Source organism: Nonomuraea sp. GTA35, from assembly GCF_041950525.1.
Lineage (GTDB): Bacteria > Actinomycetota > Actinomycetes > Streptosporangiales > Streptosporangiaceae > Nonomuraea.
The window spans coordinates 662500-685587 of record NZ_JBGNUV010000003.1; the positions used below are offsets into that span (position 1 = coordinate 662500).

Genomic DNA, 23088 nt, shown 5'->3' on the forward strand with positions numbered 1-23088 from the left:
CACACCATGGCTACGGACGTCATCACTCTCATCACGCAGGACCACAGGGTCGTAGAAGGCATCTTCGACAAGCTCAAGAAGCGGCAGGGCGACCAGAAGGCCCTGGTCGCCGAGCTGCACGCGCTCCTGATCGCGCACGCGCGCGCCGAGGAGGACCGCGTCTACCCGGGCATCGACGCCCACCACGGCGTCGAGGAGCACAAGGAGGCGGAGGTCCTCCTCGACTCGCTCGTCCGCGCGCAGCCCGGCACGGCGGAGTTCGCCAAGGCGCTCGATGATCTCATCGAGTCCGTCAACCACCACGTCGAGGAGGAGGAGACCAAGCTCCTGCCCTCGCTGAAGAAGGCGGCGGACGCCAAGGAGCTGGAGCGGCTCGGCAAGGCGTTCCAGGAGCGCAGGGCCGAGGAGCTGAAGGCGCTGGGCGGCCCGGGATCCGGCTCGGGGTCCGGCTCGGGCGGCGAGGCCACCAAGGCCGAGCTGTACGAGCAGGCGCAGCAGGCGGACATCCCCGGCCGCTCCCAGATGGGCAAAGAAGAGTTGGCACGGGCGCTACGGGACGCCAAGTCCTAGGATTCCGGCCCGCTCCTTGGGTAGGGGGCGCATATGACCGAAACACCTCCGAACCGGCACGGCATGGCAGACGAGCAGGAGATCGAGGTCACCGAGTGGACCGATGATCTCGGCCTCCACCACGAGGTCCTCGAGGACGACCCGCAACGCAGGGACACCCTGGACGAACGGCTGCGGCGGGAGGCTCCGGAGCGCCTGCACGAGCCCCGCCCCAAGCACCGGCTGACCCAGCCGGACGAGGGGCTGGAGCCCGACCGGGAGGACGAGGAGATCGGCGTGGACTACCTCGACGACAACGACGACATGTCGGCCGAGGAGCGGGCCGTCCGCATCGATCCCGACGAGAACCTCACGTGAGCCGTTCCAGGACGGGCACAAGCGCATGCAGGTCGTCGACGATCACGTCGGCGGCCTGCGCTTCCTGGCGCTCGGCATGCAGGTAGCCCCACGGGCCGCGGCGCAGCAGCGCCGTCCGCATGCCGGCGGCGGCGGCCGGCAGCACGTCGTTGTCGAGCCGGTCCCCCACGTAGAGGATCTCGGCCGGCTCGCGGCCCGCGACGGCGGCCACCTTGGCGAAGAAGCCCGCCTCCGGCTTGGACACGCCCCATCCCTCGGAGGTGTGCACGGAGTCGGCGGGCAGGTCCATGGCGACCAGCGCGTCGTAGGCCCGTCGCGGCTGGTTGCCCGCGATGATCACCTGGCGTCCGGCCGCGCGGATGGCGGACAGGGCCGCGCGCACGTCGGGGTAGAGGTCGTCGGCGTCGAAGTGGTTGCGCAGGCCGCCGGGGTCGTCCCGCTCCCAGGCGGCCTCCTCGGTCTCGAGGTCGAAGCCCGGCCGGATGAGCCGGAAGGCGTCACCGTGCGGGCGGTCCAGCGCGGCCATCCCGCCCAGCGCGCCCATCAGCACGAAGTGGCTCACGCCCAGCCGCTCGGCCCAGCGCGACCAGATGCGCGTCTCGTCGATCAGCGTCTCCCCGACGTCGAACACCACGGCTTTGATCATCGATCCCCCCACCCTGTTTCACCTCATACGTCTGGGCACTAGCACACACCGGACGAAATATCTGTAAGGGGGATCTTTTCATGCAACCGGAGCGTGACGCGAAGGACCGCCAGCTCGACGAGCACCGCGTACCTCTCGACGACCTCAACATGACCACCGACCAGGGCAGCCGGGTCGACGACACGGACAACTCCCTCAAGGCGGGCACCCGCGGGCCGACCCTCATGGAGGACTTCCACTTCCGCGAGAAGATCACCCGCTTCGACCACGAGCGCATCCCCGAGCGGGTGGTCCACGCCAGGGGCTCGGGCGCGTACGGGGTCTTCGAGCTGTACGAGCCGCTCGGCGAGTACACCTCGGCCGCGTTCCTGAACGACACCTCGGTCAAGACGCCCACCTTCGTCCGCTTCTCGACCGTGGCGGGCTTCCGCGGCTCGGCCGACACCGTACGCGACGTGCGCGGCTTCGCCACGAAGTTCTACACCACCCAGGGCAACTTCGACCTGGTCGCCAACAACTTCCCCGTCTTCTTCATCCAGGACGGCATCAAGTTCCCCGACTTCGTGCACGCCGTCAAGCCGGAGCCGCACAACGAGATCCCGCAGGCGCAGTCGGCGCACGACACGTTCTGGGACTTCATCCAGCTCCAGCCCGAGTCGCTGCACATGGTCATGTGGCTGATGTCCGACCGGGCGATCCCGCGCAGCTACCGGATGATGCAGGGGTTCGGGGTGCACACGTTCCGGCTGGTGAACGCCCAGGGGCAGGGCACGTTCGTCAAGTGGCACTGGCGGCCGAAGCTGGGGACGTACTCGCTGGTGTGGGACGAGGTGCTGCGCCTCCAGGGCAACGACCCCGACTTCAACCGCCGCGACCTGTGGGAGGCGATCGAGCGGGGCGCCTTTCCCGAGTACGAGCTGTGCGTTCAGCTCGTGCCCGAGTCGCGCGAGCACGACTTCGACTTCGACCTGCTCGACCCCACGAAGATCATCCCCGAGGAGCAGGTGCCGCTGCGGCCCATCGGCAAGATGACGCTCAACCGCAACCCGCAGAACTTCCACGCCGAGACCGAGCAGGTGGCCTTCCACACGGCCAACCTCGTGCCCGGCATCGACTTCACCAACGACCCCCTCCTCCAGGCCAGGAACTTCTCCTACCTCGACACCCAGCTCCTGCGCCTCGGCGGCCCCAACTTCGCGCAGATCCCCATCAACCGGCCGATCTCCCCCGTACGCAACGACCAGCGCGACGGCTTCCACCAGCACCTGATCCACGAGTCGCGCACCAGCTACGCCCCCAACTCCATCAGCGGCGGCTGCCCGGCGGCCATGGACGGCTACCGGCACTACCAGGAGAAGGTGGAAGGCTCCAAGATCCGCATGCGCAGCCCCAGCTTCGAGGACCACTACAGCCAGGCCACGCTGTTCTGGAACAGCATGGCCGACTGGGAGAAGCGGCACATCGTGGCCGCGTTCCTGTTCGAGCTGGGACACGTGGAGCGCAAGCACATCAAGCAGGCCATGGTCGTCCACTGCGGCAAGATCCACCCGGATCTGGGCGCGGCGGTCGCGCAGGGCCTCGGCCTGCCCGCGCCGGGCGGCGGCCAGGTGCACGCCAACACCTCACCCGCGCTCAGCATGACGAACCAGCCCCGCAGCGTGGCCACCCGCAAGATCGCCATCCTGATGGCCGACGGGACGGACGCCGCCGCCGTCACCGCCTTCCGCCAGGCCCTCGAAGGCCAGGGGGCGATCTGCGAGATCGTGGCGCCGCACGAGGGCGAGATCGGCGGCCTGCCCGTGGACCGGCAGCTCAGCGCGGCCAACTCGGTCATCTACGACGCCGTGGTGGCGGCGGACGGGGCCGCGCTGGCCGCCTCGGCGCGGGCCGTCTTCTTCGTGCTGGAGGCGTTCCGGCACGGCAAGGCGGTGGGGGCCGTGGGGTCGGGGCGGCAGCTCGTGGAGGCCGCGCGGCTGCCCGACGACGTGGGGGTGATCGTGGGGGACGACATCGCCTCCGCCTTCGCCGAGGCGGTGGCCGGGCACCGGTTCTACGACCGGGACGTGTCCGGCGTGCCCGCCTGACAACGGCTCGTCCCCGGCCGGCCGCCTCCGCTCCGGGCGGAGGCGGCCGCTTTCACGGTGCGAGCTTCTCCATCGCCTTGGCGATCCGCTTCTCCGACACAGGCGTGGGGGTCCCCAGCGTCTGAGCGAAGAAGCTCACCCTCAGCTCCTCGATCATCCACCGGATCTCCACCACGTCCGGATCCCGGCGCCGCGCCGGATGCAGCCGCTCCAGCACGTCGTGGTAGTCGTCCTCGACCTTGTGCACCCGATCCATCCACTCCTGGTCCCGCCAGGGCTCCTCGGGCAGCTTGGCGAGGCGGCGGTCGATGGCCCGGATGTAGCGCAGGATGTCGGACAGCCGGCGATGGCCTGTGGCCGTCACGAAGCCCGCGTACACCAGCTTGCCGAGCTGATCCCGCACGTCCTCCGTCGCCGCGCTCGCCCGCAGCGCGTCCAGGCGCACGTTCGACTCGTGCCAGACGCTGAGGATCTGCTCCACCTTCGCCAGCACGTCCCGCGCCGTGTCGTACAGGTGGGCGCGCACGTGCTGGTAGAGGCGGTCGAAGCCGACCGGGTCCCAGGCGGGGCCGCCGGCGTCGAGCATGAGCTTGTCCACGGCGGCGTTGACCACGTCGTCGAACAGGGCCACCGCCCCGCCGTGAGGGCTGCGTGACAGGGCCAGCTTGGCCTGGTTGGACAGCCCGCCGAGCAGCGACTTGGCGGGGTTGGTGACGTTGAGCAGGAGCAGGCGGCGGACGCCGGGCCAGTGGGAGCGGCGCTGCTCGGCCTGCGTCTCGAAGATCTTGATGGAGACCGAGTCGCCCGCGTCCACCAGGGCCGGGTAGCCCTTCATGCGGCCCTGCTCGAAGACCTTGGGCAGGGTGCCGAAGCTCCAGGTGTGCAGGCCGGTCTGCTCCAGGTCGTCGCCCGCCTGCGAGAGCGTCTGACGCAGGCGGGGCGCCAGGCGGCGCTTGAGCGCGTCGAGGTCCTTGTCCTCGGCCACCGTGCGCCTGCGCTCGTCGATCACCCGGTAGGTGATGCGCAGGTGGTCGGGCACCTGGTCGAGCTGCCAGGCCTCGCGCGGCACGCGGATGCCCGTCAGGCGCAGCAGCTCGCGTTCGACGGCCTCCAGCAGCGGCTCGCCGCCCTGCTTGACGCCGGCGAGCACCTGCTTGGCGTAGTTGGGAGCGGGCACGAAGTTGCGGCGCAGGTTCTTCGGCAGGGAGCGGATCAGCGCGGTGATCAGCTCCTCGCGCAGGCCGGGGATCTGCCAGTCGAAGCCGTCGGAGTTGACCTGGTTGAGCACCTGGAGCGGCACGTGCACGGTGACACCGTCGGCGTCGGCCCCCGGCTCGAACTGGTAGGTCAGCTTCATCCGCTGGCCGAGCTGTTTCCAGGTGTCGGGGTAGTCGCGGGCGCTGATGTCGGCGCCCTCGTTGACCAGCATCTCCGGCGAGAACGTGAGCAGGTCCGGCTGCTCCTGCCTGGCCTTCTTCCACCAGGAGTCGAAGTGGCGGGCCGAGACCACCTCGGCCGGCACCCGCTGGTCGTAGAAGTCGAACAGGGCCTCGTCGTCCACCATGATGTCGCGGCGGCGGGCGCGGTTCTCCAGCTCCTCGACCTCGCCGAGCAGCCGGCGGTTGTCCTTGAGGAACTGGTGGTGGGTGTCCCAGTCGCCCTCGACCAGCGCGTGCCTGATGAACAGCTCTCGCGACAGGTCGGGGTCGATGCGGCCGTAGTTGACCTTGCGGCCGGTCACCAGCGGCACGCCGTACAGGGTGACCTTCTCCAGGGCGATCACGGCGCCCTGGTTCTTCTCCCAGTGCGGCTCGGAGTAGGTGCGTTTGACGAGGTGCTGCGCGAGCGGCTCCACCCAGTCGGGCTCGATCTTGGCGTTGACCCGGGCCCACAGGCGGGAGGTCTCGACGAGCTCGGCCGACATGACCCACTGCGGCTGCTTCTTGGCCAGCGCCGAGCCGGGGAAGATGGCGAAGCGGGCGTTGCGGGCGCCGAGGTACTCCTGGATGGGCCTGCGGCCGTCGGCGCCGCGTTTCTCCATCACGTCCTTGACGCCGATGTGCGACAGCAGGCCGACGAGCAGCGACGCGTGCACGTGGTACGGGTCGGCAGGGCTGCTGTTGGGCTGGGCGCCGAGCGACTGGCGGATCTGGCTGTAGATGTCCTGCCACTCGCGTACGCGCAGGTAGTTGAGGAACTCGGCCTTGCACGACCGCCGGAACGCGCTGGACGACAGCTCCTGCTGCTTCTCGCGCAGGTAGTTCCACAGGTTGAGGTAGGCCATGAAGTCGGACTCGGGGTCGGCGAAGCGGCGGTGCTTCTCGTCGGCCTGCTGCTGCTTGTCGGCGGGGCGCTCGCGCGGGTCCTGGATGGACAGGGCGGCGGCGATCACCATGACCTCGCGCAGGCAGCCGTTCTTCTCGGCCTCCAGGACCATGCGGCCCAGGCGCGGGTCCACGGGCAGCTGCGCGAGCTTGCGGCCGACGCCGGTGAGCTTGTTCTGGGCGTCGAACGCGCCGAGCTCGTGCAGCAGGTTGACGCCGTCCTTGACCTGGCGGCGGTCCGGCGGCTCGACGAACGGGAACGCCTCGATGTCGCCCAGCCCGATCGAGGTCATCTGGAGGATGACGGAGGCCAGGTTCGTGCGCAGGATCTCGGGGTCGGTGAACTCCGGCCGGCTGAGGAAGTCCTCCTCCTCGTACAGCCGGATGCAGATGCCGTCGGAGGTACGCCCGGAGCGGCCCTTGCGCTGGTTGGCGCTGGCCTGCGAGATGGGCTCGATCGGCAGGCGCTGCACCTTGGTGCGGTGGCTGTAGCGGGAGATGCGGGCGAAGCCGGGGTCGACGACGTACTTGATGCCGGGGACGGTGAGCGAGGTCTCGGCGACGTTGGTGGCCAGCACGATGCGGCGGCCGGTGTGGCGCTGGAAGACGCGGTGCTGCTCGGCGGCGCTGAGCCGGGCGTAGAGCGGGAGGATCTCGGTGTTGCGGAACTCCGCCTTGGCCAGGGCGTCGGCGGCGTCGCGGATCTCCCGCTCGCCCGACAGGAACACCAGGATGTCGCCGGGCCCCTCGCCGATCAGCTCCCGGCAGGCGTCCACGATGCCCTGCGTCTGGTCGTCGTCCTCCTCCAGCGGCCGGTAGCGCACCTCGACCGGGTACGTGCGGCCGGACACCTCGATGATCGGCGCGTCGTCGAAGTGGCGGGAAAAGCGCTCGGGGTCGATCGTGGCGCTGGTGATGATCACCTTGAGGTCGGGGCGCTTGGGGAGGAGCTGCTTGAGGTAGCCGAGGATGAAGTCGATGTTGAGGCTGCGCTCGTGGGCCTCGTCGATGATCAGCGTGTCGTACTGGTCGAGCAGGCGGTCGTTCTGCAGCTCGGCCAGCAGGATGCCGTCGGTCATGAGCTTGACCAGGGTGCGGTCGCTCGCCTGGTCGGTGAAGCGCACCTTGTAGCCGACCACCTCGCCGAGGCCGGTGCCGAGTTCCTCGGCGATGCGCTCGGCGACCGTGCGGGCGGCGATGCGGCGGGGCTGGGTGTGGCCGATCAGCCCGCGGACGCCCCGCCCCAGCTCCAGGCAGATCTTGGGGATCTGGGTGGTCTTGCCGGAGCCCGTCTCGCCCGCGATGATCACGACCTGGTGGTCGCGGACGGCCTCCAGGATGTCGTCCTTGCGCTGCGACACAGGCAGGTTTTCCGGATACTTCACTACCGGTACGGCCGCGCGGCGCCGTACCAGTCGCTGCTCCGCCCGCTCCAGGTCGGCCAGGATCTCCGCGACGATCTTGTCGCGCGTGTCGCGGGAGCGCACGCGGCGCATGCCGTCGAGCCTGCGCTGCAACCGCCGCTGGTCACGCGGCATCAGGTCGGGCAGGCGGGACTGGAGCTCGGCGAGTGGAGAGGACAACGAAGGCGTTCCCATACTGCTTTCAGGATATTTGAGCCGGGCATCCCCGGAGCCAACCGCCCATGGTGCCTGACGCGCCCGCCTCGCGCATCCCAATATCGCCGTGTCCCCCGGTGATCGTGAAACGCGATCGCCCTAGCGGTCGTGGATCGTGATCACGTAGCCCTCGGGGTCGGCGAAGCTGAACGTCCGCCCGAAGGGGCCGTCCACCGGCGGGGTCACGATCGGCACGCCCGCCGCCTGGAGCTCGTCGTGCAGCCGCTGGGCGTCGCCGGCCTTGAGCCAGAGCGCCACGCCGGCCCCCGGCCGCTCGGGCAGGTCCATGCCCGGGAGCGGCTCGCGTACGGCGAAGGCGATGGGCTCGGTGGCGAACACGATCGCGTGCGGCGGGCCAGGGGCGCGCTTGAGGCCGAGCCGCGTCTCGTAGAACTCGGCGGCCCTTTCGAGATCGCGGACCTGCAGCGCGACGAAGTCGATCCCGGTGACGGTCATGATGCCCTCCTTCGGATGTCAGGGTTTTGACACGGGGGAGCGTATGTCAAACTATTGACATGACGCAAGACGATGCCACCCGCACCGTCGGCTATCAGCTCAAGCGGGTCCAGGCCGCCCTGCGGGCCGCCATGGACGGCGCGTTGCGCGCGCACGGGCTCACCACGCCGCAGTACGTGTGCCTGGAGCTGCTCGGGCGGCAGCCCAGGCTGTCGAACGCGGAGCTGGCCCGCGGGGCGTTCGTGACCCGCCAGTCGATGAACGTGGTGCTGCGCAACCTGGAGGACGCGGGGCTGGTGTCACGGCCCTCGACGGCGCCGTCGGGGCGGGCGCTGCCCACGCGGCTGACGGCGGCGGGGGAACGGGTCCTGGAGGCGGCCAGGGCCGACGTGCTGGCGATCGAGCGCCGGATGACGGCCGGCCTGGACCGGGCTCAGACGGAGACGCTGCTGAGGCAGCTCGACGACATGGCCGACGCCCTCTCCGGCCAGGGCTGACCGCCGCGGGGCACGTTCCACCCGGCCCGCGGCGGCCGCCAGGGTGTCAGCGGACGGTCTCGACGCGGCCCGCGGCCGCCAGGGCGACGCCGATGATGCCCGCCTGGTTCTGGAGGGCGGCAGGCACCACGGGCGTGTCGAGGTGCACGTGCGGCAGGAACTTCTGCGCCTTCTTGCTGGCGCCCCCGCCGATCACGATCAGCGACGGCGAGAACAACATCTCGACGTGGCGCAGGTACTCCTCCACCCGCTCCGCCCACTTCTCCCAGCTCAGGTCGTGCTTCTCACGGGCCCGGTCCGAGGCGTGGTGCTCGGCCTCCCTGCCGTTCAGCTCCAGGTGCCCCAGCTCGGTGTTGGGCACCAGCACCCCGTCCACGAACAGGGCGCTGCCGATCCCGGTGCCGAACGTCAGCACCAGGACGGTCCCCCGCCGCCCCCGCCCCTCGCCGAGGCTCACCTCGGCCAGACCGGCGGCGTCGGCGTCGTTGAGCACCGTGGCCCCGCCGAACAGCCGCGCCGCGTCGACGCCGACCCAGGAGCGGTCCACGTTGGCGGCCGTCCTGATCACGCCGTCCACGACGACTCCGGGGAAGGTGACCCCGACCGGACCGGTCCAACCGAAATGCCCGGTGATGGTGCGCACCACCTCGGCCACCGCGTCCGGCGACGACGGCTCGGGGGTGGGGATGCGCAGCCGCTCTTCCAGCAGCTCACCGGCCTCTGTGTCGACCGGCGCGCCCTTGATGCCCGAGCCGCCGATGTCGATGCCCAGCACGTTCATGATCCTCTATCTACCCCGCAGGCGCGAAAAACTCTAATTCTGGACCCGGCTGAACCCCGCCTCCTCCCTCCGCGTATCTCGCGTCACAAGCGCTAACTAGGAGGCAACGGATGCGGCCACGCATCATCACACTCTGCGCTGTTGCGGTCGTCTTGGGAGCGACTCTCACCTCTCCCGCACACGCCACCACCAGGACGCGATTCGACGTCATCAACCTTGTGTCGGACGTTCAGGGCAAAGCCCCGGTCACCGACCCCAAGGTCGTCAACCCGTGGGGCCTGGCCATGGGCAAGACTCTGTGGGTCTCGAACACCGGCACCGGTAGCGCCACCGTCTACTCCGGCACGGGCAAGAAGGAGAAGACGGAGGTCGCCATCCCTGGCGGAGCCCCGACCGGCCAGGTGTTCAACCCCGGTGAGGGCTTCACCGTCAAGGGCAAGCCCGCCACCTTCATCTTCTCCAGCCCGAGCGGCGCCATCAGCGGCTGGAACGCGGAGGTCGACCCGGCCAACGCGGTCATCGCGGCGTTCACCCGCGGCGCCGACTACAAGGGGCTGGAACTCGTCCAGACCGAGGACGAGGCGTTCCTGCTGGCCGCCGACTTCGCCAGCGGGCGCATCCACGCCTTCGACGAGGACTTCAGGCGCATCCCGCTGGGCCGGTCGCAGTTCAGGGACCGGGCGCTGCCGAGGGGCTACAACGCCTACAACGTGGCGGTGGCCAACGGCAACATCTGGGTCGCCTACGCCCTGCGCGACCCGAGCACCGGCAAGCCCGTCTTCGGCAACGGCAAGGGCTTCGTCAGCCGCTTCAACGCCAGCGGGCGCCTGACCGGCCGCATCTCCCGCGTCGGGCTGAACGCCCCCTGGGGGATCACCGCCGCGCCCGAGGGCTGGAGCCGCAGCGAGTACCGGAACGCGCTGCTGGTCGGCAACTTCGGCGACGGCACCGTCCACGCCTACCGGAATGGCCGGCACCTGGGCTCGCTGCGCACGTCCGACGGCAAGCCGATCGTCCTGCCCGGCCTCTGGGACCTCGAGCCGGGCACCGCCGCCACCGGCGGCGAGAGCTCGCTGTGGTTCTCCGCCGGCATCGACGGCACCAAGCACGGCCTGATCGGGGTCATCGCCCCGCAGGGCACGAAGGTGAGCTCCAACGGTGCGGCGAGCACGCCGTCGAGCAGCCCGACGCACCCCTCGGGCCACCGGTCGAGCGCCCCGAATACCCAGCCGCCCTCCCAGAATCCCTACGGCGGGTACTGACAGGCGCTCCATCGCCGCCGCCCCCTGGCCTGGCGAGAAGCGCAGCTCGCCCAGCACGGCGAGGGGGCGGCGGTCCATCCAGCGAGACGGCCTCCGGAGTCCTCTAGAGTCCGGGATCATGAGTGAGCAGACGTTCAGCGAGTGGCTGAGGCAGCAGTGCGAGCCCGAGTGGACGGCGGTGGTGAGGCACCCGTTCGCGATGGCCATCTGCGAGGGAACGGCGGCCGGCGATGAGATGCGGCGCTACCTGGAGCAGGACTTCCAGTTCGTGGACTCCTTCACGGCACTGCTCGGCGCGGCCGTGGCCGCCGCCGACACGTTCGAGGCGCGGGTGCCGTACGGCACGTTCCTCGGGCAGGTGGCGACCACCGAGGAGAAGACGTACTTCCACCGGGCGCTGGCCGAGCTGGGCGGGCGGACCGAGGTGCCGCTGGAGCCGGTGACGGCGGCGTTCAGGCGGCTCATGGACGAGGTGCGGGTGTCGCAGGACTACCTGCTGATCGCCGCCGTGCTGTGCGTGGCCGAGTGGTGTTACCTCGGCTGGGCCTCGCGGGCGGCAGAGCCGCTGCCGGAGAGCTTCGTGCACCGCGAGTGGATCGAGCTGCACGAGGGCGCGGAGTTCCGCGCCTGGGTGGCCTTCCTGCGCGGCGAGCTCGACCGGCTGGGCGAAGGGCTGGGCGAGGAGCGGCGCCGGGAGGTGCTGGACGTCTTCCGCCGGGCCGTGGAGCTGGAGCGGGCCTTCTTCGACATGGCCGCCGGCTAGCCCAGGACGTCGGCGAGATCCTGAAACGTCCGGTAGTGGATGCCGGTCATGCCCAGCGCCCTGGCGGCCTCCACGTTCGGCAGCCGGTCGTCGACGAACAGGCAGCGCCCGGGCTCGGCCCCGGCCCGCTCGGCCGCGATCCGGTAGATGCGCGGGTCGGGCTTGGCCACGCCGACCCTGGCGCTGCTGACCACGTCGTCGGCGAAGTACGTCAGCCCGAGCCGGTCGATGTGCTCCTCCAGCGTGTCCATGGCGTTGGTCACGATGATCACCGGCACCCGCTCCTGCGCCCTGGCCAGCAGCCCCTTGACCTGCTCGTCCACCCAGAAGCCGATCTCGATGAACTCGGCCACGGCCTGCCGCGCGCGCTCGTCGCCGCCGAGCGCCGCCACGATCGACTCCGCCCACTGCGCCTCGGTGACGTGCCCGAGCGTCGGGGGCAGGATCAGCTCGGGGTCGAAGGCCGTCTTCATCAGGGGCAGGCCGTAGCGGGCCTCGATGTCGGCCTGGGCGGCGTGGTCGAAGTGGCGCAGCACGCCGTCGAAGTCGGTGAGAACCGCGTCGAAGGGGAACACGGAACAGCATTCTGCCTCACACCCGCACCCCGGGGTCCCCGCCACAGGTACCGGGACGACCCGCGGCACTACCATCTCCGAGACAGGATTCGGTATCGGAACGGTAGGGCATGAGCGATCATCGGCTGCCACGCGAGCTGGGCCCCCTGTTCGCCGACGGCGGCAGGGGGCGCAGGCTGCCCGTGGCCTTGCCCCCCGGTGACGTGGTCTGGCCGGATCCCGGCTACACCGGGCAGGGGGTGCCGGCGCGGCCGGCGTTCTGGATGAGCGACGAGCCGGTGACCGGCGCGGACTGGACGCTGCTGCGCGAGTGGCATGCGCACAGCGGCCTGTGGCCGCTGCTGCTGGACGAGTCGGCGCAGCCCTGGAGCGTCGGGCAGGTCGTGCCGGACGATCCCCGCCAGATCGACCACTTCACCGCCGAGGGGTTCATGGCGGAGGTGTGGCAGGAGTGGGTGGCGCAGATGCCGCCCGACGCGCTGGAGGAGCTGGACCCGTACGGCGCGCTCTGCCCGGGCCTGGCGGCGCCCGGCGTGCTGAAGGCCGAGCCGGAGGCGGTCGCCGACTGGCTGGCGGGCGAGCTGGCGGCCAGGGGCATGCCGCTCGGCCTGGTCGCGGCGGGCCGGGGCGCGGACGCGCTGGCGGTGATGGGCTGGCAGGGGGCGCTGCACCACAACGAGTGGATGGTGCCGATGGCGGCGGTGGTGCGGAGCTGGGAGGACAGGTTCGGGGCGCGGGTGGTGAGCGTCGGGTTCAACACGCTGGAGCTGAGCGTGGCGGCGCCGCCGGTCGATCCCGAGCACGCGCTGCACGTGGCGGCCGAGCACTGGACGTTCTGCCCGGACAACGTGGTGCAAGGGCCGGGCGATCTGCAGGGGTACGCCGACCAGATCGCCGGCCGTCACGTGTGGTCGTTCTGGTGGGACTGAAAGCGGGGGTTTTACGCTACCTTTAGCTTCCGTGCCATGGGGAGATCTGACGCCGGAGTTACTGCACTCCTCCGTCTGGGCCGACGGGCTGGTGGAGTCGGCGGGCATCCCCATCTATGACATGCCGCTGGTCTCGGTGGGCGGCGGCCTGGGCTCGTTCACGCTGCTCGACGTGCTGCGCGTCCGCGGCGTGGCCACCTCCGCCATGCGGGTGCTCTCGACCAGCGACTCCCCCTGGCAGACCTGGGAGTACCTGACGCGGGTCTCGCAGCTCCCGGCGCACGAGCGCATCCGCTCCGACTCGGGCGCGCGGCCCGACAACATCTGGGGCTTCCCCTCGTACGCGGTGCAGGAGGCCTGGCAGGAGCGCTCCGTCGGGCCGCTGTTCCAGGTGCTCACCGAGCCGATCGGCAGCGACTTCTACAGCCCGCGGGCCGCGCTCGTCATGCGGAGCGTGCAGCGCGAGGCCGACCGCATCGGCTACTGGGAGATGCTGGCCAAGGGGCAGGTCCGCATGGTCAGGAAGCGGCTGGGCGGCGGCTACTTCACCGTGCTGACGCCGCCGGCGGGCAGCGGGCCGACCAAGCGGGTGGCGCTGCGCTCGCGGTACGTGCATCTGGCCGTGGGGTATCCGGGGCTGAAGTTCCTCGACGACCTGCAGGAGTTCCGGCAGCGGCGGGGCGAGCGCTATCGCGTGGTGAACGCGTACGAGCCGCACGAGCACGTCTACGACCAGCTCAGCAAGCGTCCCGGCGTGGTGGTCGTGCGCGGGGCGGGCATCGTGGCCTCGCGGGTGCTGCAGCGCCTCATGGACGACAGGGAGCGGTACGGCCTGCAGACACAGATCGTGCACCTCTTCCGCACGTTCGTGACGGGCGCGCACGGGCCGCACGCGTTCATGCGGCGCAAGGGCGGCGACGGGTGGGCGTACCAGGCGTTCACGATGCCCAAGTCGGCGTTCGGCGGCCAGCTCAAGGCGCAGTTCCGCAAGGCGTCGCCGGAGCGGCGGGCCCGGCTGGCCGCGCTGGTGGCCGGCACCACCACGCCGAAGCTGGCCCGCTGGCAGGCGCAGATGCGCCGGGCCAGGCAGGGAAGCTGGTACCACCCGGTGCACGCCGAGGTGGAGCGCATCGACCAGGCGCCCGACGGCCGGCTGGTCACCCACACCCGCAGCGTGAGCTCGGCGCCCATGCAGTACGTCTCCGACTTCATCATCGACTGCACCGGCCTGGAGGCCGACATGCCGGAGCACCGGGTGCTGGCCGACCTGCTGCAGCACGGCGGCGCCCGCCCCAACAAGGCGGGCAGGCTGCAGGTGGGCCCGAGCTTCGAGGTGCTGGGCGCGGAGAACGGCGACGGCAAGCTGTACGCCTCGGGCGCGGCCACCGCGGGCAACCACTTCCTGGCCGTGGACAGCTTCCTCGGCATGCAGACCGCGGCCCTCGACATCGCCGACGACCTGGCCAGGCGGGGGTTCTGCAAGGGGCTGGGGCCGATCAGGTCGGTGTCGCAGTGGATGAAGTGGGCGGCGAACAGGAGACCGGCTTGATCCCGACACTCGCCGGGCGGGTGCAGACCCGGCTGTTCGTGCTGGCCACGGTGGGGGCGGTGCTGACGGCGCTGCTCGGGGCGGTGCTGCCGATGTCGCTGCGCGACGCGTTCGTGATGCTGCTGGCCGTGGCCGTGGTCGGCGTGGGCTGGGAGCTGCTGTACCACCTGCTGATGCAGTTCCGCTGGGACAAGGACTGGCCGACGCTGTTCGGGCTGGTCACGGTGGTGCCGGAGGGGCTGCTCCTGTGGGTGCTGCTCGATCTGGACCTGGTGCCGGGGGTCGAGGGGCCGGTGTCGTTCTGGGCGTTCGCCGTCATGTTCGGGGTCGTGTGGATCGGCCAGTGGCTGTTCGTGAACGGGCCCATGCGGGTGCTGTTCGTGCAGTGGCGGCTGCGGGGCGGCCGCCTGCTGTGAGAGCGAGATCCACCCGACCCGGGTGCGCTCGCGCGGCTCCGGGCCGTCGGCGGGCGTCGGCGAGTTCGGCGGCGTGACCCCGGGCGGTCAGGGGATCCGGGCCACGGCGCCGTAGTTGCCGGACGCGCTGGGCTGATCGGTACAGGTGGTGTCGTGGTCGTCGGGCCGCCATTCCGGGACCCACACCAGCCCCGGCTCTACCAGCACCAGACCTTCGAGCAACGCCTCGACCTCCTCCCGGGTGCGAATCGCGTGGCCCGGCAGCGTCATGGCCAGCAGGTCGTGAATGGCCGGCAACAACTCCGCCGGAATGGCGTCGAACGTGGTCTGCATGACCGACAGGTAACTCCGCTCCGGGACCACCTGCCGAATCCGTTTGATCACGTAATGGAAGTACTCGTCGTCGTTCAGGCTGTGGGTGGACAGCAGCAACACGGCCATCGGCCGGTCCCAGTCGAGGAATGTCTGCAGCACCCGGTCGTCGAGGACGTCGTCGATCTCGCGCACGTCGCCCTCCACGACGCGGACGAGGTCGGTGACGGGCTCGATGGTCGCCCTCGCTCCGGCCAGCACCATGGGGTCGTTCTCCACGTAGACCACGCGCGGCACCGAGGCGCTCAGGGCGTTGCGGGCCACGTCGTGCAACTGCCTGCCCGGTGGCAGGCCGCTCGGGACGCCGCTTCCGACGATCACGAACTGGTCCACACCCTCGCTCGCCAGATGGCGGACCACACGGCGTAAATATTCGAGCACGGCCCTGGCGGCCGTCGTCGTGATGGGTGCGGCCTGATCATAACGGCGGATGACATCCCGGTCCGCCACGAAGTTGTTCTTCCCGCCCGCGGCGGCGTCGAGAATACGAGTGACACGCGCTTGGGTCATCTCCAGCATCGCCAAGTTTCGGACGGCACGCTGACGCATTGAGTGTTACCCCTTTCCCCTCGCCCACTATCTCGGGAAAAGCTGATCCTTTCGGACCCCACTCGATGACCCAGACCATATGATCCTCGCCCCACGGCGGATGACAACCGCGAAAGCCATTGATTATGGATATACCTACGTAACCATTCGTTGGTACAAACCGGCGAAGAGATCAAATACCCAGAGAACGCGAAAGCTTTTCGCGATGGTAGTTGAGCATCTCGAAGGTCTCGTCGCGGGTGGTCGTCGTCACCGACAGCTTGGTGAACGCCTGGTGGAAGGCCTCCACGGCGGCCGCGTCGGTGATCAGCGCGTCGGACTCGATGCCGTGGGCGCAGGCGATGTCGGGCTCGAAGGCCTCGGAGAAGCGCCACAGCGTGAACGGGCCGGTGCGCGGCACGTACGCCGGATCCTCCATCGGCACGACGTGCAGCGAGACGTTGGGCCGCTTGGCGTGCTCGATCAGCACGTCGAGCTGGCGGAGCTGGACGTGCTGCCCGACGATCGAGCGCGTCAGCACGCTCTCGTCGATCACGGCCCACAACACCACGCCGTTGTCGCGGGGCACCGCCTCCTGGCGGGCCAGCACGAGCGCGAGCGCCTCCTCCACCGTCTGCTGCCCGAGCGTGGCGGGCCCGGCCACGGTGATGGCGGCCCTGGCGTACTCCTCGGTCTGCAGCAGCGGCGGGACGAACTGGTTGTGGTAGGTGCGGATCACCGTGGCACGCCCCTCCAGGGCGTAGCCGGTGGCCAGCCAGACGGGCACCGACTGCGCGTCGTACCAGGCGGCCTGGCGCTCGCCCCTGGCCAGCGAGAGCACGTACTCGCGGATGGGGGGCACGCAGACGCCGTAGACGGTCAGCAGGCGCTCGACGGTGATGGGCGCCGGCGCGATGCGGCCCTCCTCGATGGCGGGGATCGCGGCCGCGCCCCTGCCGATCGCGGTCTCGACCTGCTCGACGGAGAGCTGCGCGGACAGGCGCAGGCCGTGCAGCCGCTTGCCCAGCGCCCGGCGCTGCGGGCCGCTCAGCGGCGCGACCGCCTCGGGGATGTCGGCCGTCGGCTCGGGCTCCTCGGGCAACCCCTCGGCCTTGCGGGCCAGCTCGATCACGCCGCGCAGCACGGACAGCGAGCTCTCCGACAGCCCCGAGGCGGACAGGCCGGTCGTGGCCGCTCGCAGCTGCAGGTCCTCCACCGAGCCGGACTCGAGGTAGTCGTCGCCGACCAGCCAGCCGACGCTCACCTGCAGGCAGGACGCCAGCGCCCTGAGCACCTGGAGCGTCGGGTTGGTCTGCTTGCCGGTGCGCAACTGGCTGACGTAGGCACGGGTGATCGGGATGCCGGCCTCCGTCAGGGCGGAGGCGACCTGCGCGCCGGTGAAGCCGCGCTTGGTCAGCGCGAGATCGAGCCGCTCGGCGAAGTTCGCCACGGCACACCTCCTTGCCGCCCGTGAACATGGTCCAGCGTAAGGGACGCGGGCCCCACTGTCCCCTGCCATGCGGGCAAGCTCTGCCACGCAGGCAGGTATCAACTTATGCGCAAACTGTCAGTTGACATAGCCCCCCTCATAAGCGGACTATCGGTTCACGTGGTAACTGTGACTTAACAGTCTCAGGGTTCTGGAGAGATCCCCCTGCGAGGAGGTGGCCGGACGTGACCATGGATTCGACCTTCCTGGACGGCCCGGCCGTCCCTGGTCAGGAGCGGGTGGTCCAGCGCATCTGCGCCCGCGTGGCGGGACCCGTGGCGGGAGCCGGCGTACACGTCGCCGGCCTGCCTCTGGGCGGGGTCCAGGTCTGGCTGGACGACCCCGGCCACCGCTGGCGCTTCTACCACCGGATGGCCCGCGAGCTGCGGCTGGCGGGCTGGCACACCGAGACGGGCCCCGATCGGCTGCTGTTGCTCGGGTGGAGTGCGGTCTGCCTGAGCCACCGCGTCAGGATGCTCGGCGCGGCCCTCGCGGGCCGGCTGGCGGACTTCGACAAGACGGCGTTCACCGCCGTCATGGTCGCCACCCGGCTGCGCCACGAGGGGTTCCCCGCCGTGGAGCTGCCCGTCGAGGTCGAGGCCCACTGCGCCGAGGAGCTGCGCTGGCCGGCCAGGCTGGCCGACCTCGACGGTCTCGAACGGCGCTCGTCGCTGGAGCCCCTGCGGCTGAGGCTGGCCCAGGTGGCCGGCCTGGAGGCCAAGGTGGGCCGGCGCTGCGGCGAGCATCTCGCGCTCGCCTCCAAGGTCGCGCGCATGGTGGCCGGCGGTGCGGGACCGGCCCGTACGCGCGCGGCAGGACCCAGAGCCGGGCTGACGGAGCGCATGGTCTGCGTCAGCGTTCCGAACGTGGCCGAGAGCGCGGTGACGGCTCGATGAATCTCCCGGCCCCCATCTGCCTGGGCGCGACGGCGGTCATCCCGTCCGCGTCTCGGCACCCGCTGCCACCCCGCGGCGCACGGCCGCCGGCCTCTCCCGGCCGGCGCGGCCCGTACGCGGCCCGCGTGGCAGCCCTCCCAGCGCCGGCCCCGGCGCTTCCCCACCCCCACGGCACCGTGCGGCACGTGCCCGACATAGTCGGCGCGGTGCTGACGGCCAGCGCGGTAGCGGCTGGCGTGCTGGCCGTCTCGAGGGGTGGCGACTGGGGCCGGCTTTCTCACCGCCCGCAGGGTCGCGTACGCGCGTACGCCGTCCTGCCGCTGATCTCGTGGCGGCGGCGTGCCCGCGACCCGCGGCGGTTTCGCGGCTCTCCAGGAGCCGCCACGAAGGCGGCGGCGCCTCCGGCCGTGCCGGTCGTCCGCCGCGTCGGGCTCGGCAGGGTCGTCTACGGCGGTGCATCCGGCCTGGACGGCACCATCGGCACGACAGCGAAGCCGGGCGGACCGATCGCCGTGACGGGCGCCACGGTGCCGATCGGCCGGCCACCCCTGCGGGGGCCGGTGCCCGGGCACGCCCGCGTGCTCATGGCCGTCCTGCCGGCCACCGTTCTGCTCGCCGCCACGGCGCTGGTGCGGGTCGCCGGGGCGTCGGAACGTGAGAACGGACCTCGATCCCGACGCGCGGCCGAAGAGGGGCCGGCGATGCCCCGCCGGCTCCTCGCCGAGCCGCGCGCACGTCTCGACCGGGCCGGGACCCGACCGGCCCGCCCCGCAGATCCACCCCGAGTAACCCACCCGCTGTAAATAGGAGCCAGACCATGCTCACCGACGAGTTGCGCAGGCAACCGCACGAAGTCCACGCGCGGGGCGTACGGCCCGGCGCGCCGCCACCGTCCTGGGGCGGGGAACCGCGAGGCGAGGAACAGGCGGCGGGATCGGCGCGCACCGTGCACCGGCTGCGCCGCATCCGGCAGGTGTCCGTCGAAGCCATCACCGAGATCGACGAAGCGCTACGGCACCGAGCCCACTGACCCTCTCTCTCGCCTTCCCGCACAGGAGGACAAGACCATGCGCACCGTCCGGGGCACACGATGAGCCGCCGCAGGGTCGGCGTGCTCGTGGCACCCGCGAACCCGTCCGCGGAACCCGAGCTCACCCGGCTGCTCGGCTCGCGGGCCGACATGCACGTCGCCCGCCTCCCCGTACGGCTGGGGCCGTCCCTGGCCGACCGGCTGGAGAGCTACAACGCCGCCATGCCCGCCATGATCGGCGCGTTCGACGGCCTGCGGCTGGACGCGATGGTCATGGCCTGCAGCCAGCCCCGCTACCTGCTCGGGCCCGACGAGGACCGCGAGCAGTGCGCCGAGCTGACGGCCGCGACCGGGGTGCCGTTCGCCACCGCCACGCTGGCCACCCGCGAGGCGCTGGAGCACGTCATGGCGAGCGACATCGTGCTGGTCTCGCCGTACCAGCCGTGGGTGACGGACCTGGCGGAGCGGTTCTGGAAGACGGCCGGGCTGAACGTCACCCAGGTCGTCCAGGTACGCGCGCCGGACGGCTACTCGCCTTACGGGCACACGCCCGCCTCGCTGGTCAGCCAGGTCGAGCTGGCGGAGCCGCCCGGGGACGCCGTGCTGCTCTTCACCGGCACCGGGCTGCCCACGCTGCCCGTGCTCAGGCCGCTGACCAGCGGCAACGACCGGACCTTGCTCACCTCGAACCTCTGCGTGGCCTGGTGGGCCCTGTCCAAGGCCGTCGGCCGGCACGTGACGCTCAGCCGCGTGCCGTACCGCCGCCACCACATGGCGGCCGCGGCGCGGATGGGAGGCAGGCCATGAACGGCGTCATCGTGGTCGGCGCGGGACCCGCCGGCCTGACCGCCGCTCTCTCCCTGGCCAGGGCCGGGATCCCGGTCACCGTGCTGGAGCGCGAGAACGAGCTGCCCCGGCAGCCGCGCGCCTGCACGTTCCACCCCGCCACGCTCGACCTGCTGGACGACCTCGGCGTGGCGGCCAGGCTGGTGACCGCCGGCCGGGTGGTGGACCGGGTGCAGTGGCGCGACCGGTCGGGGATCGTGCCGGCCGAGATGGGCATGAACCGGCTCGACGGCCTGACCAAGCATCCGTTCAGGATCCACGCCGACCAGGCCTCCCTGACCCCGCTGCTGCTCGCCGCCCTGAACGTCTACCCGGACGTGGACGTGCGGTTCGGCACCCACGTGGACGGTGTGGCGGAGGGCGGCACAGGGATCCGGGTCCGCGTCGGCCACACCTGGACGCGGGCCCGGTACATGATCGCCGCCGACGGCGCGCACAGCACCGTACGCAGCTCGCTGGGCCTGCCGTTCCCCAGGTCCGCCTACCCGGCGCAGGCGCTGCGCGTGTTCACCGACTCGCCGCTCGACCGGCTGCTGCCGAGCCTGGCGCCGCTGACGTACGTGCGGGACGTGCAGCAGTCGTGCACGCTGCTCGGGCTGCCCGACCACTGGCGGATCATCTTCAAGATCCCCTGTGACACGCACGAGCCGCTGTCCCCGTCGAACCTGTCCCTGCTGGTCCGCAGGGCCCTGCCCGGCGCGGGCGAGCCGATCCGGATCACCGGCGCCGACCGGTTCGGGCTGTCGAGGGGGGTGCTGACCTCCTACCGGTGCGGGCGGGTGCTGTTCGTGGGCGACGCCGCGCACCTGACCTCCACCGTCGGCGGGCTCAACATGAACGCGGGCATCCACGACGCCGCCGAGGCCGGCCAGGTGATCGCGGCCGTGCTCGGCGGCTACGCCCGGCCCGCCGCGCTGGAGGCGTGGGCCTGGCGGCGCCGCTCGGTGCTGCTGCAACGGGTGATCCCGCGCGGCGAGACCCGGCTGGCGGGCGTGCGCGAGCGCGACAGCGCCCGGCTCGCGGCGGCCATGGCCGGGCTGCGGGCCATCGCCGGGGACCCGGACGCCACGCGCGCCTACCTGGCGCAGGCGTCGCTGCTCGACACGCCGAGCTCCGCATCCGCCGATTCGGCCGGGAGGACCTGACCCCGGGACCCGTGGCCGCGTACCGAATGGAGGAGGTGACACCGGATGTGGCGAACCCTGTCGGACGACGCACGCCAGGCCATTCGTGACCTGTGCGACAAGCACGGAGCACGCCTCTACGACTACTGCCGCACCGAGCTCGCCGCGGGCGACGCCGAACAGGCGGTCGCCGGGGCCGCGATGACGGTGCACCTGTACGCGGACCGCGTGGTGGATCCGGCCCTGCGCCGGCCCTGGCTGTACGCGGTGGCCAGAGCCCACCGGGCGGTCGTCGCCAAGCCCGCGAGCATCGGCTCGTGGTCGCGGCCCGGCCGCATGTCGGAGCTGCTGCCCGAGGCGCTGCTGTCCCTGGAGCGCCCGCAGCGCGAGCTGCTCGACCTGTCCGTACGGCACGGCCTGGCCGACAGGGAGCTCGCCGCGATCTTCGAGCTGCCCGAGCCCGAGGTACGCGCCATCGTCATGCGGGCCGCGGCGGCCCTGGAGGAATGGTTCGCCGCGATCGTCGCCGCCCGCTCCCGCGACGGGTGCCCCGAGCTGACGGCACGCATGGCCGAATGGGTCGCGGCCCCGGGACGGCGGGCCAGGGCCAGGATCGGCCGGCACATCCAGTCCTGCGCGAGCTGCCGGGCCGCGCCCAGGACCATGACGGCGGGGGCGCTGCTGCGCCGCCTGCCGATCGCGGCACTGCCCGGCACTCTTCCCAACCGGCTGGCGTCGGCGCAGCCGTTGCCCGGCGAGGGGCCACTCTGGCGGGCCGACGGCTTTCCTGTGCAGGCCCGCACACTGGTCGAGACCGGCTCCTCGTTGCCGGCTCCACCGGTCGCCGACGCCACGCCGCCCGCCCCGGTCGCCGGCCCCACGACGGCGACCCCGGGAAAGCCCTGGTCGGCGGCGGGCGCGGCTGCCGCCGACCAGGAGCACCCCGGCGCCGAACGGGAACGGCGCGGCCCCGAGCCCGAACGCCCGGCCGCTGCCGCTCCCGGGCATCCGGGCGCCGACCTGGAAGGCCCTGGCGGTGGTCTGGGGCATCCCGGCGCGCCGGCCGTGCGCGGGCGGCATCCGTTCACGCCGCCGAGCCGTACGCGGCCCTTCCGCGGCGGCGCGTACGGCGACAAGCTCGTCTACACCACCGCCATCAAGGGCGAGAGCAACGGCACCCACCACAACGGCGCGATCGTCCGCTACGGCGGCATCACCCTGTCCGCCCTGGAACAGTCGCCGGACGGGGGTGGCGCGCAGTGGCAGGAGTTCTGGCAGCCACCCGCGGACGACGACGATCCCGAGCCCGGCACCCCGATCAGGGCCGTGGCCAGGCTCGGGCTGATCCTGGGCGTGGGCCTGCTGGCGGCGGGCCTCATCTGGGCCGTGCTGAACGCCCAGGCCCACCCGGCCACGCTCACCAAGGCCGCCGCGCAGACGAGCGTGCCGCCGCAGGAGCCCTCGAGCTGGGTCGCCGAGGCCACCACCGACAGCGCTGCGGGGTCGGCGCTGAAGTCCGTGCCCAGGAGGTCCACCCTGCCGCGGCCCGCGCCGCCGGTGGCCCGGCTGTCGCCGTCGTCGTTGTGGCTGGGGCCGGAGCGCGGCGGGAGGTTCTCGCTGTCGTGCACGGGCCGGTGCGAGATCACCTCGGTCTCCGGCACGAACGGCATCGCCGTCACCGGCACCCGGTTCCGCATCCGTTCCCCTCAGGACCCCTGTGACCTGGAGCCCGGCGTGCACCGCGGGAGGATCGCCGTCCAGTGGACCGGCCGCGCCACCGGCGACGGGAGCACCACCGGCGGCGTCACGACCGGCGGCGGGACGCTGACCATGAACGTGGCCTGGACGGTCGGCCGCTCCACGGACGACCGCGTGCTGATGGCGGACGACCGCGTGCTGACGGTGGACGCCGATCGGTCGCCGCCCCGCTGCGACTGACGCCGCGGGGGCCGGTCACCGCGCACGCGCGGGGACG

22 protein-coding genes are annotated in these 23088 nt (G+C 71.5%); 15 read left to right on the forward strand and 7 right to left on the reverse strand.

Translation table 11 applies throughout. The features are described 5' to 3' along the window. The first annotated feature begins 6 nt into the window (after window positions 1-6). Window positions 7-570: a hemerythrin domain-containing protein gene (locus ACBJ32_RS16245; RefSeq protein ID WP_375127405.1), complete on the forward strand. Its 564-nt coding sequence runs from the start codon at window positions 7-9 to the stop codon at window positions 568-570. Window positions 571-603: 33 nt separating this feature from the next. Further along, on the forward strand, window positions 604-927 hold the full coding sequence (locus tag ACBJ32_RS16250; protein WP_375127406.1) for a DUF5709 domain-containing protein: 324 nt from the start codon (window positions 604-606) through the stop codon (window positions 925-927). Here ACBJ32_RS16250 and ACBJ32_RS16255 read toward each other — a convergent pair. Continuing rightward, window positions 920-1573: an HAD family hydrolase gene (locus tag ACBJ32_RS16255; protein ID WP_375127407.1), complete on the reverse strand. Its 654-nt coding sequence runs from the start codon at window positions 1571-1573 to the stop codon at window positions 920-922. The genes ACBJ32_RS16250 and ACBJ32_RS16255 overlap by 8 nt on opposite strands. Window positions 1574-1653: 80 nt before the next feature. Between ACBJ32_RS16255 and ACBJ32_RS16260 the strand changes: the two genes are divergently transcribed. Then, a complete protein-coding gene (locus ACBJ32_RS16260; protein ID WP_375127408.1) occupies window positions 1654-3657 on the forward strand; it encodes a catalase in 2004 nt (667 codons plus the stop codon). A gap of 52 nt (window positions 3658-3709) precedes the next feature. Here ACBJ32_RS16260 and hrpA read toward each other — a convergent pair whose 3' ends face one another. Together hrpA and ACBJ32_RS16270 are read right to left on the reverse strand one after the other, a co-directional pair. Continuing rightward, window positions 3710-7579 carry an ATP-dependent RNA helicase HrpA gene (hrpA, locus tag ACBJ32_RS16265; RefSeq protein ID WP_375127409.1) on the reverse strand — a complete coding sequence of 1290 codons (3870 nt, stop codon included), beginning with the start codon at window positions 7577-7579 and terminating at the stop codon, window positions 3710-3712. Between the two features lie 120 nt (window positions 7580-7699). Beyond that, window positions 7700-8056 (reverse strand): VOC family protein, encoded by a 357-nt coding sequence (locus ACBJ32_RS16270; RefSeq protein WP_375127410.1) that lies wholly within the window; start codon window positions 8054-8056, stop codon window positions 7700-7702. Window positions 8057-8115: 59 nt separating this feature from the next. Between ACBJ32_RS16270 and ACBJ32_RS16275 the strand changes: the two genes are divergently transcribed. After that, window positions 8116-8553 (forward strand): MarR family winged helix-turn-helix transcriptional regulator, encoded by a 438-nt coding sequence (locus ACBJ32_RS16275; RefSeq protein WP_375127411.1) that lies wholly within the window; start codon window positions 8116-8118, stop codon window positions 8551-8553. 46 nt (window positions 8554-8599) lie between these two features. Here ACBJ32_RS16275 and ppgK read toward each other — a convergent pair whose 3' ends face one another. Further along, window positions 8600-9334 (reverse strand): polyphosphate--glucose phosphotransferase, encoded by a 735-nt coding sequence (ppgK, locus tag ACBJ32_RS16280; RefSeq protein ID WP_375127412.1) that lies wholly within the window; start codon window positions 9332-9334, stop codon window positions 8600-8602. A gap of 218 nt (window positions 9335-9552) precedes the next feature. Between ppgK and ACBJ32_RS16285 the strand changes: the two genes are divergently transcribed. Then, a complete protein-coding gene (locus tag ACBJ32_RS16285; protein ID WP_375127413.1) occupies window positions 9553-10596 on the forward strand; it encodes a TIGR03118 family protein in 1044 nt (347 codons plus the stop codon). A gap of 118 nt (window positions 10597-10714) precedes the next feature. Next, window positions 10715-11359 carry a TenA family protein gene (locus tag ACBJ32_RS16290; RefSeq protein ID WP_375127414.1) on the forward strand — a complete coding sequence of 215 codons (645 nt, stop codon included), beginning with the start codon at window positions 10715-10717 and terminating at the stop codon, window positions 11357-11359. Here ACBJ32_RS16290 and ACBJ32_RS16295 read toward each other — a convergent pair. Then, window positions 11356-11934, reverse strand: a complete 579-nt coding sequence (locus tag ACBJ32_RS16295) for an HAD family hydrolase (RefSeq protein ID WP_375127415.1) — start codon at window positions 11932-11934, stop codon at window positions 11356-11358. The genes ACBJ32_RS16290 and ACBJ32_RS16295 overlap by 4 nt on opposite strands. 110 nt (window positions 11935-12044) lie before the next feature. On the opposite strand from ACBJ32_RS16295, the gene ACBJ32_RS16300 reads away from it, so the two are divergent. The 3 genes from ACBJ32_RS16300 to ACBJ32_RS16310 are packed head-to-tail and all read left to right on the forward strand — an operon-like array spanning window position 12045 to window position 14828. Beyond that, on the forward strand, window positions 12045-12863 hold the full coding sequence (locus tag ACBJ32_RS16300; protein ID WP_357868113.1) for a DUF4253 domain-containing protein: 819 nt from the start codon (window positions 12045-12047) through the stop codon (window positions 12861-12863). 31 nt (window positions 12864-12894) lie between these two features. Then, window positions 12895-14412, forward strand: a complete 1518-nt coding sequence (locus tag ACBJ32_RS16305) for a hypothetical protein (RefSeq protein WP_375127416.1) — start codon at window positions 12895-12897, stop codon at window positions 14410-14412. Continuing rightward, a complete protein-coding gene (locus ACBJ32_RS16310; protein WP_375127417.1) occupies window positions 14409-14828 on the forward strand; it encodes a hypothetical protein in 420 nt (139 codons plus the stop codon). The genes ACBJ32_RS16305 and ACBJ32_RS16310 overlap by 4 nt, the downstream gene beginning before the upstream one ends. Before the next feature lie 87 nt (window positions 14829-14915). Here the strand turns inward: ACBJ32_RS16310 and ACBJ32_RS16315 are convergent, their stop codons facing one another. Beyond that, on the reverse strand, window positions 14916-15719 hold the full coding sequence (locus ACBJ32_RS16315; RefSeq protein ID WP_375127765.1) for an SAM-dependent methyltransferase: 804 nt from the start codon (window positions 15717-15719) through the stop codon (window positions 14916-14918). A gap of 202 nt (window positions 15720-15921) precedes the next feature. Continuing rightward, complete coding sequence (locus tag ACBJ32_RS16320; RefSeq protein ID WP_375127418.1) at window positions 15922-17178, reverse strand: Scr1 family TA system antitoxin-like transcriptional regulator; 1257 nt, start codon at window positions 17176-17178, stop codon at window positions 15922-15924. 224 nt (window positions 17179-17402) lie between these two features. On the opposite strand from ACBJ32_RS16320, the gene ACBJ32_RS16325 reads away from it, so the two are divergent. The 6 genes from ACBJ32_RS16325 (at window position 17403) to ACBJ32_RS16350 (ending at window position 23051) form a co-directional block, all read left to right on the forward strand. Next, window positions 17403-18113: a hypothetical protein gene (locus ACBJ32_RS16325; RefSeq protein WP_357868101.1), complete on the forward strand. Its 711-nt coding sequence runs from the start codon at window positions 17403-17405 to the stop codon at window positions 18111-18113. Window positions 18114-18298: 185 nt separating this feature from the next. Continuing rightward, window positions 18299-18916, forward strand: a complete 618-nt coding sequence (locus ACBJ32_RS16330) for a hypothetical protein (RefSeq protein ID WP_375127419.1) — start codon at window positions 18299-18301, stop codon at window positions 18914-18916. Between the two features lie 14 nt (window positions 18917-18930). After that, window positions 18931-19143, forward strand: coding sequence for a hypothetical protein (locus ACBJ32_RS16335; RefSeq protein WP_357868096.1), 213 nt, complete (start codon window positions 18931-18933; stop codon window positions 19141-19143). A gap of 60 nt (window positions 19144-19203) precedes the next feature. Next, a complete protein-coding gene (locus ACBJ32_RS16340; RefSeq protein ID WP_357868093.1) occupies window positions 19204-19950 on the forward strand; it encodes a hypothetical protein in 747 nt (248 codons plus the stop codon). Then, window positions 19947-21134: an FAD-dependent oxidoreductase gene (locus ACBJ32_RS16345; RefSeq protein WP_375127420.1), complete on the forward strand. Its 1188-nt coding sequence runs from the start codon at window positions 19947-19949 to the stop codon at window positions 21132-21134. The genes ACBJ32_RS16340 and ACBJ32_RS16345 overlap by 4 nt, the downstream gene beginning before the upstream one ends. Window positions 21135-21179: 45 nt before the next feature. Beyond that, entirely contained in the window at window positions 21180-23051 is a 1872-nt protein-coding gene (locus tag ACBJ32_RS16350) for an RNA polymerase sigma factor (protein ID WP_375127421.1), read from the forward strand. Window positions 23052-23088: the final 37 nt, after the last annotated feature.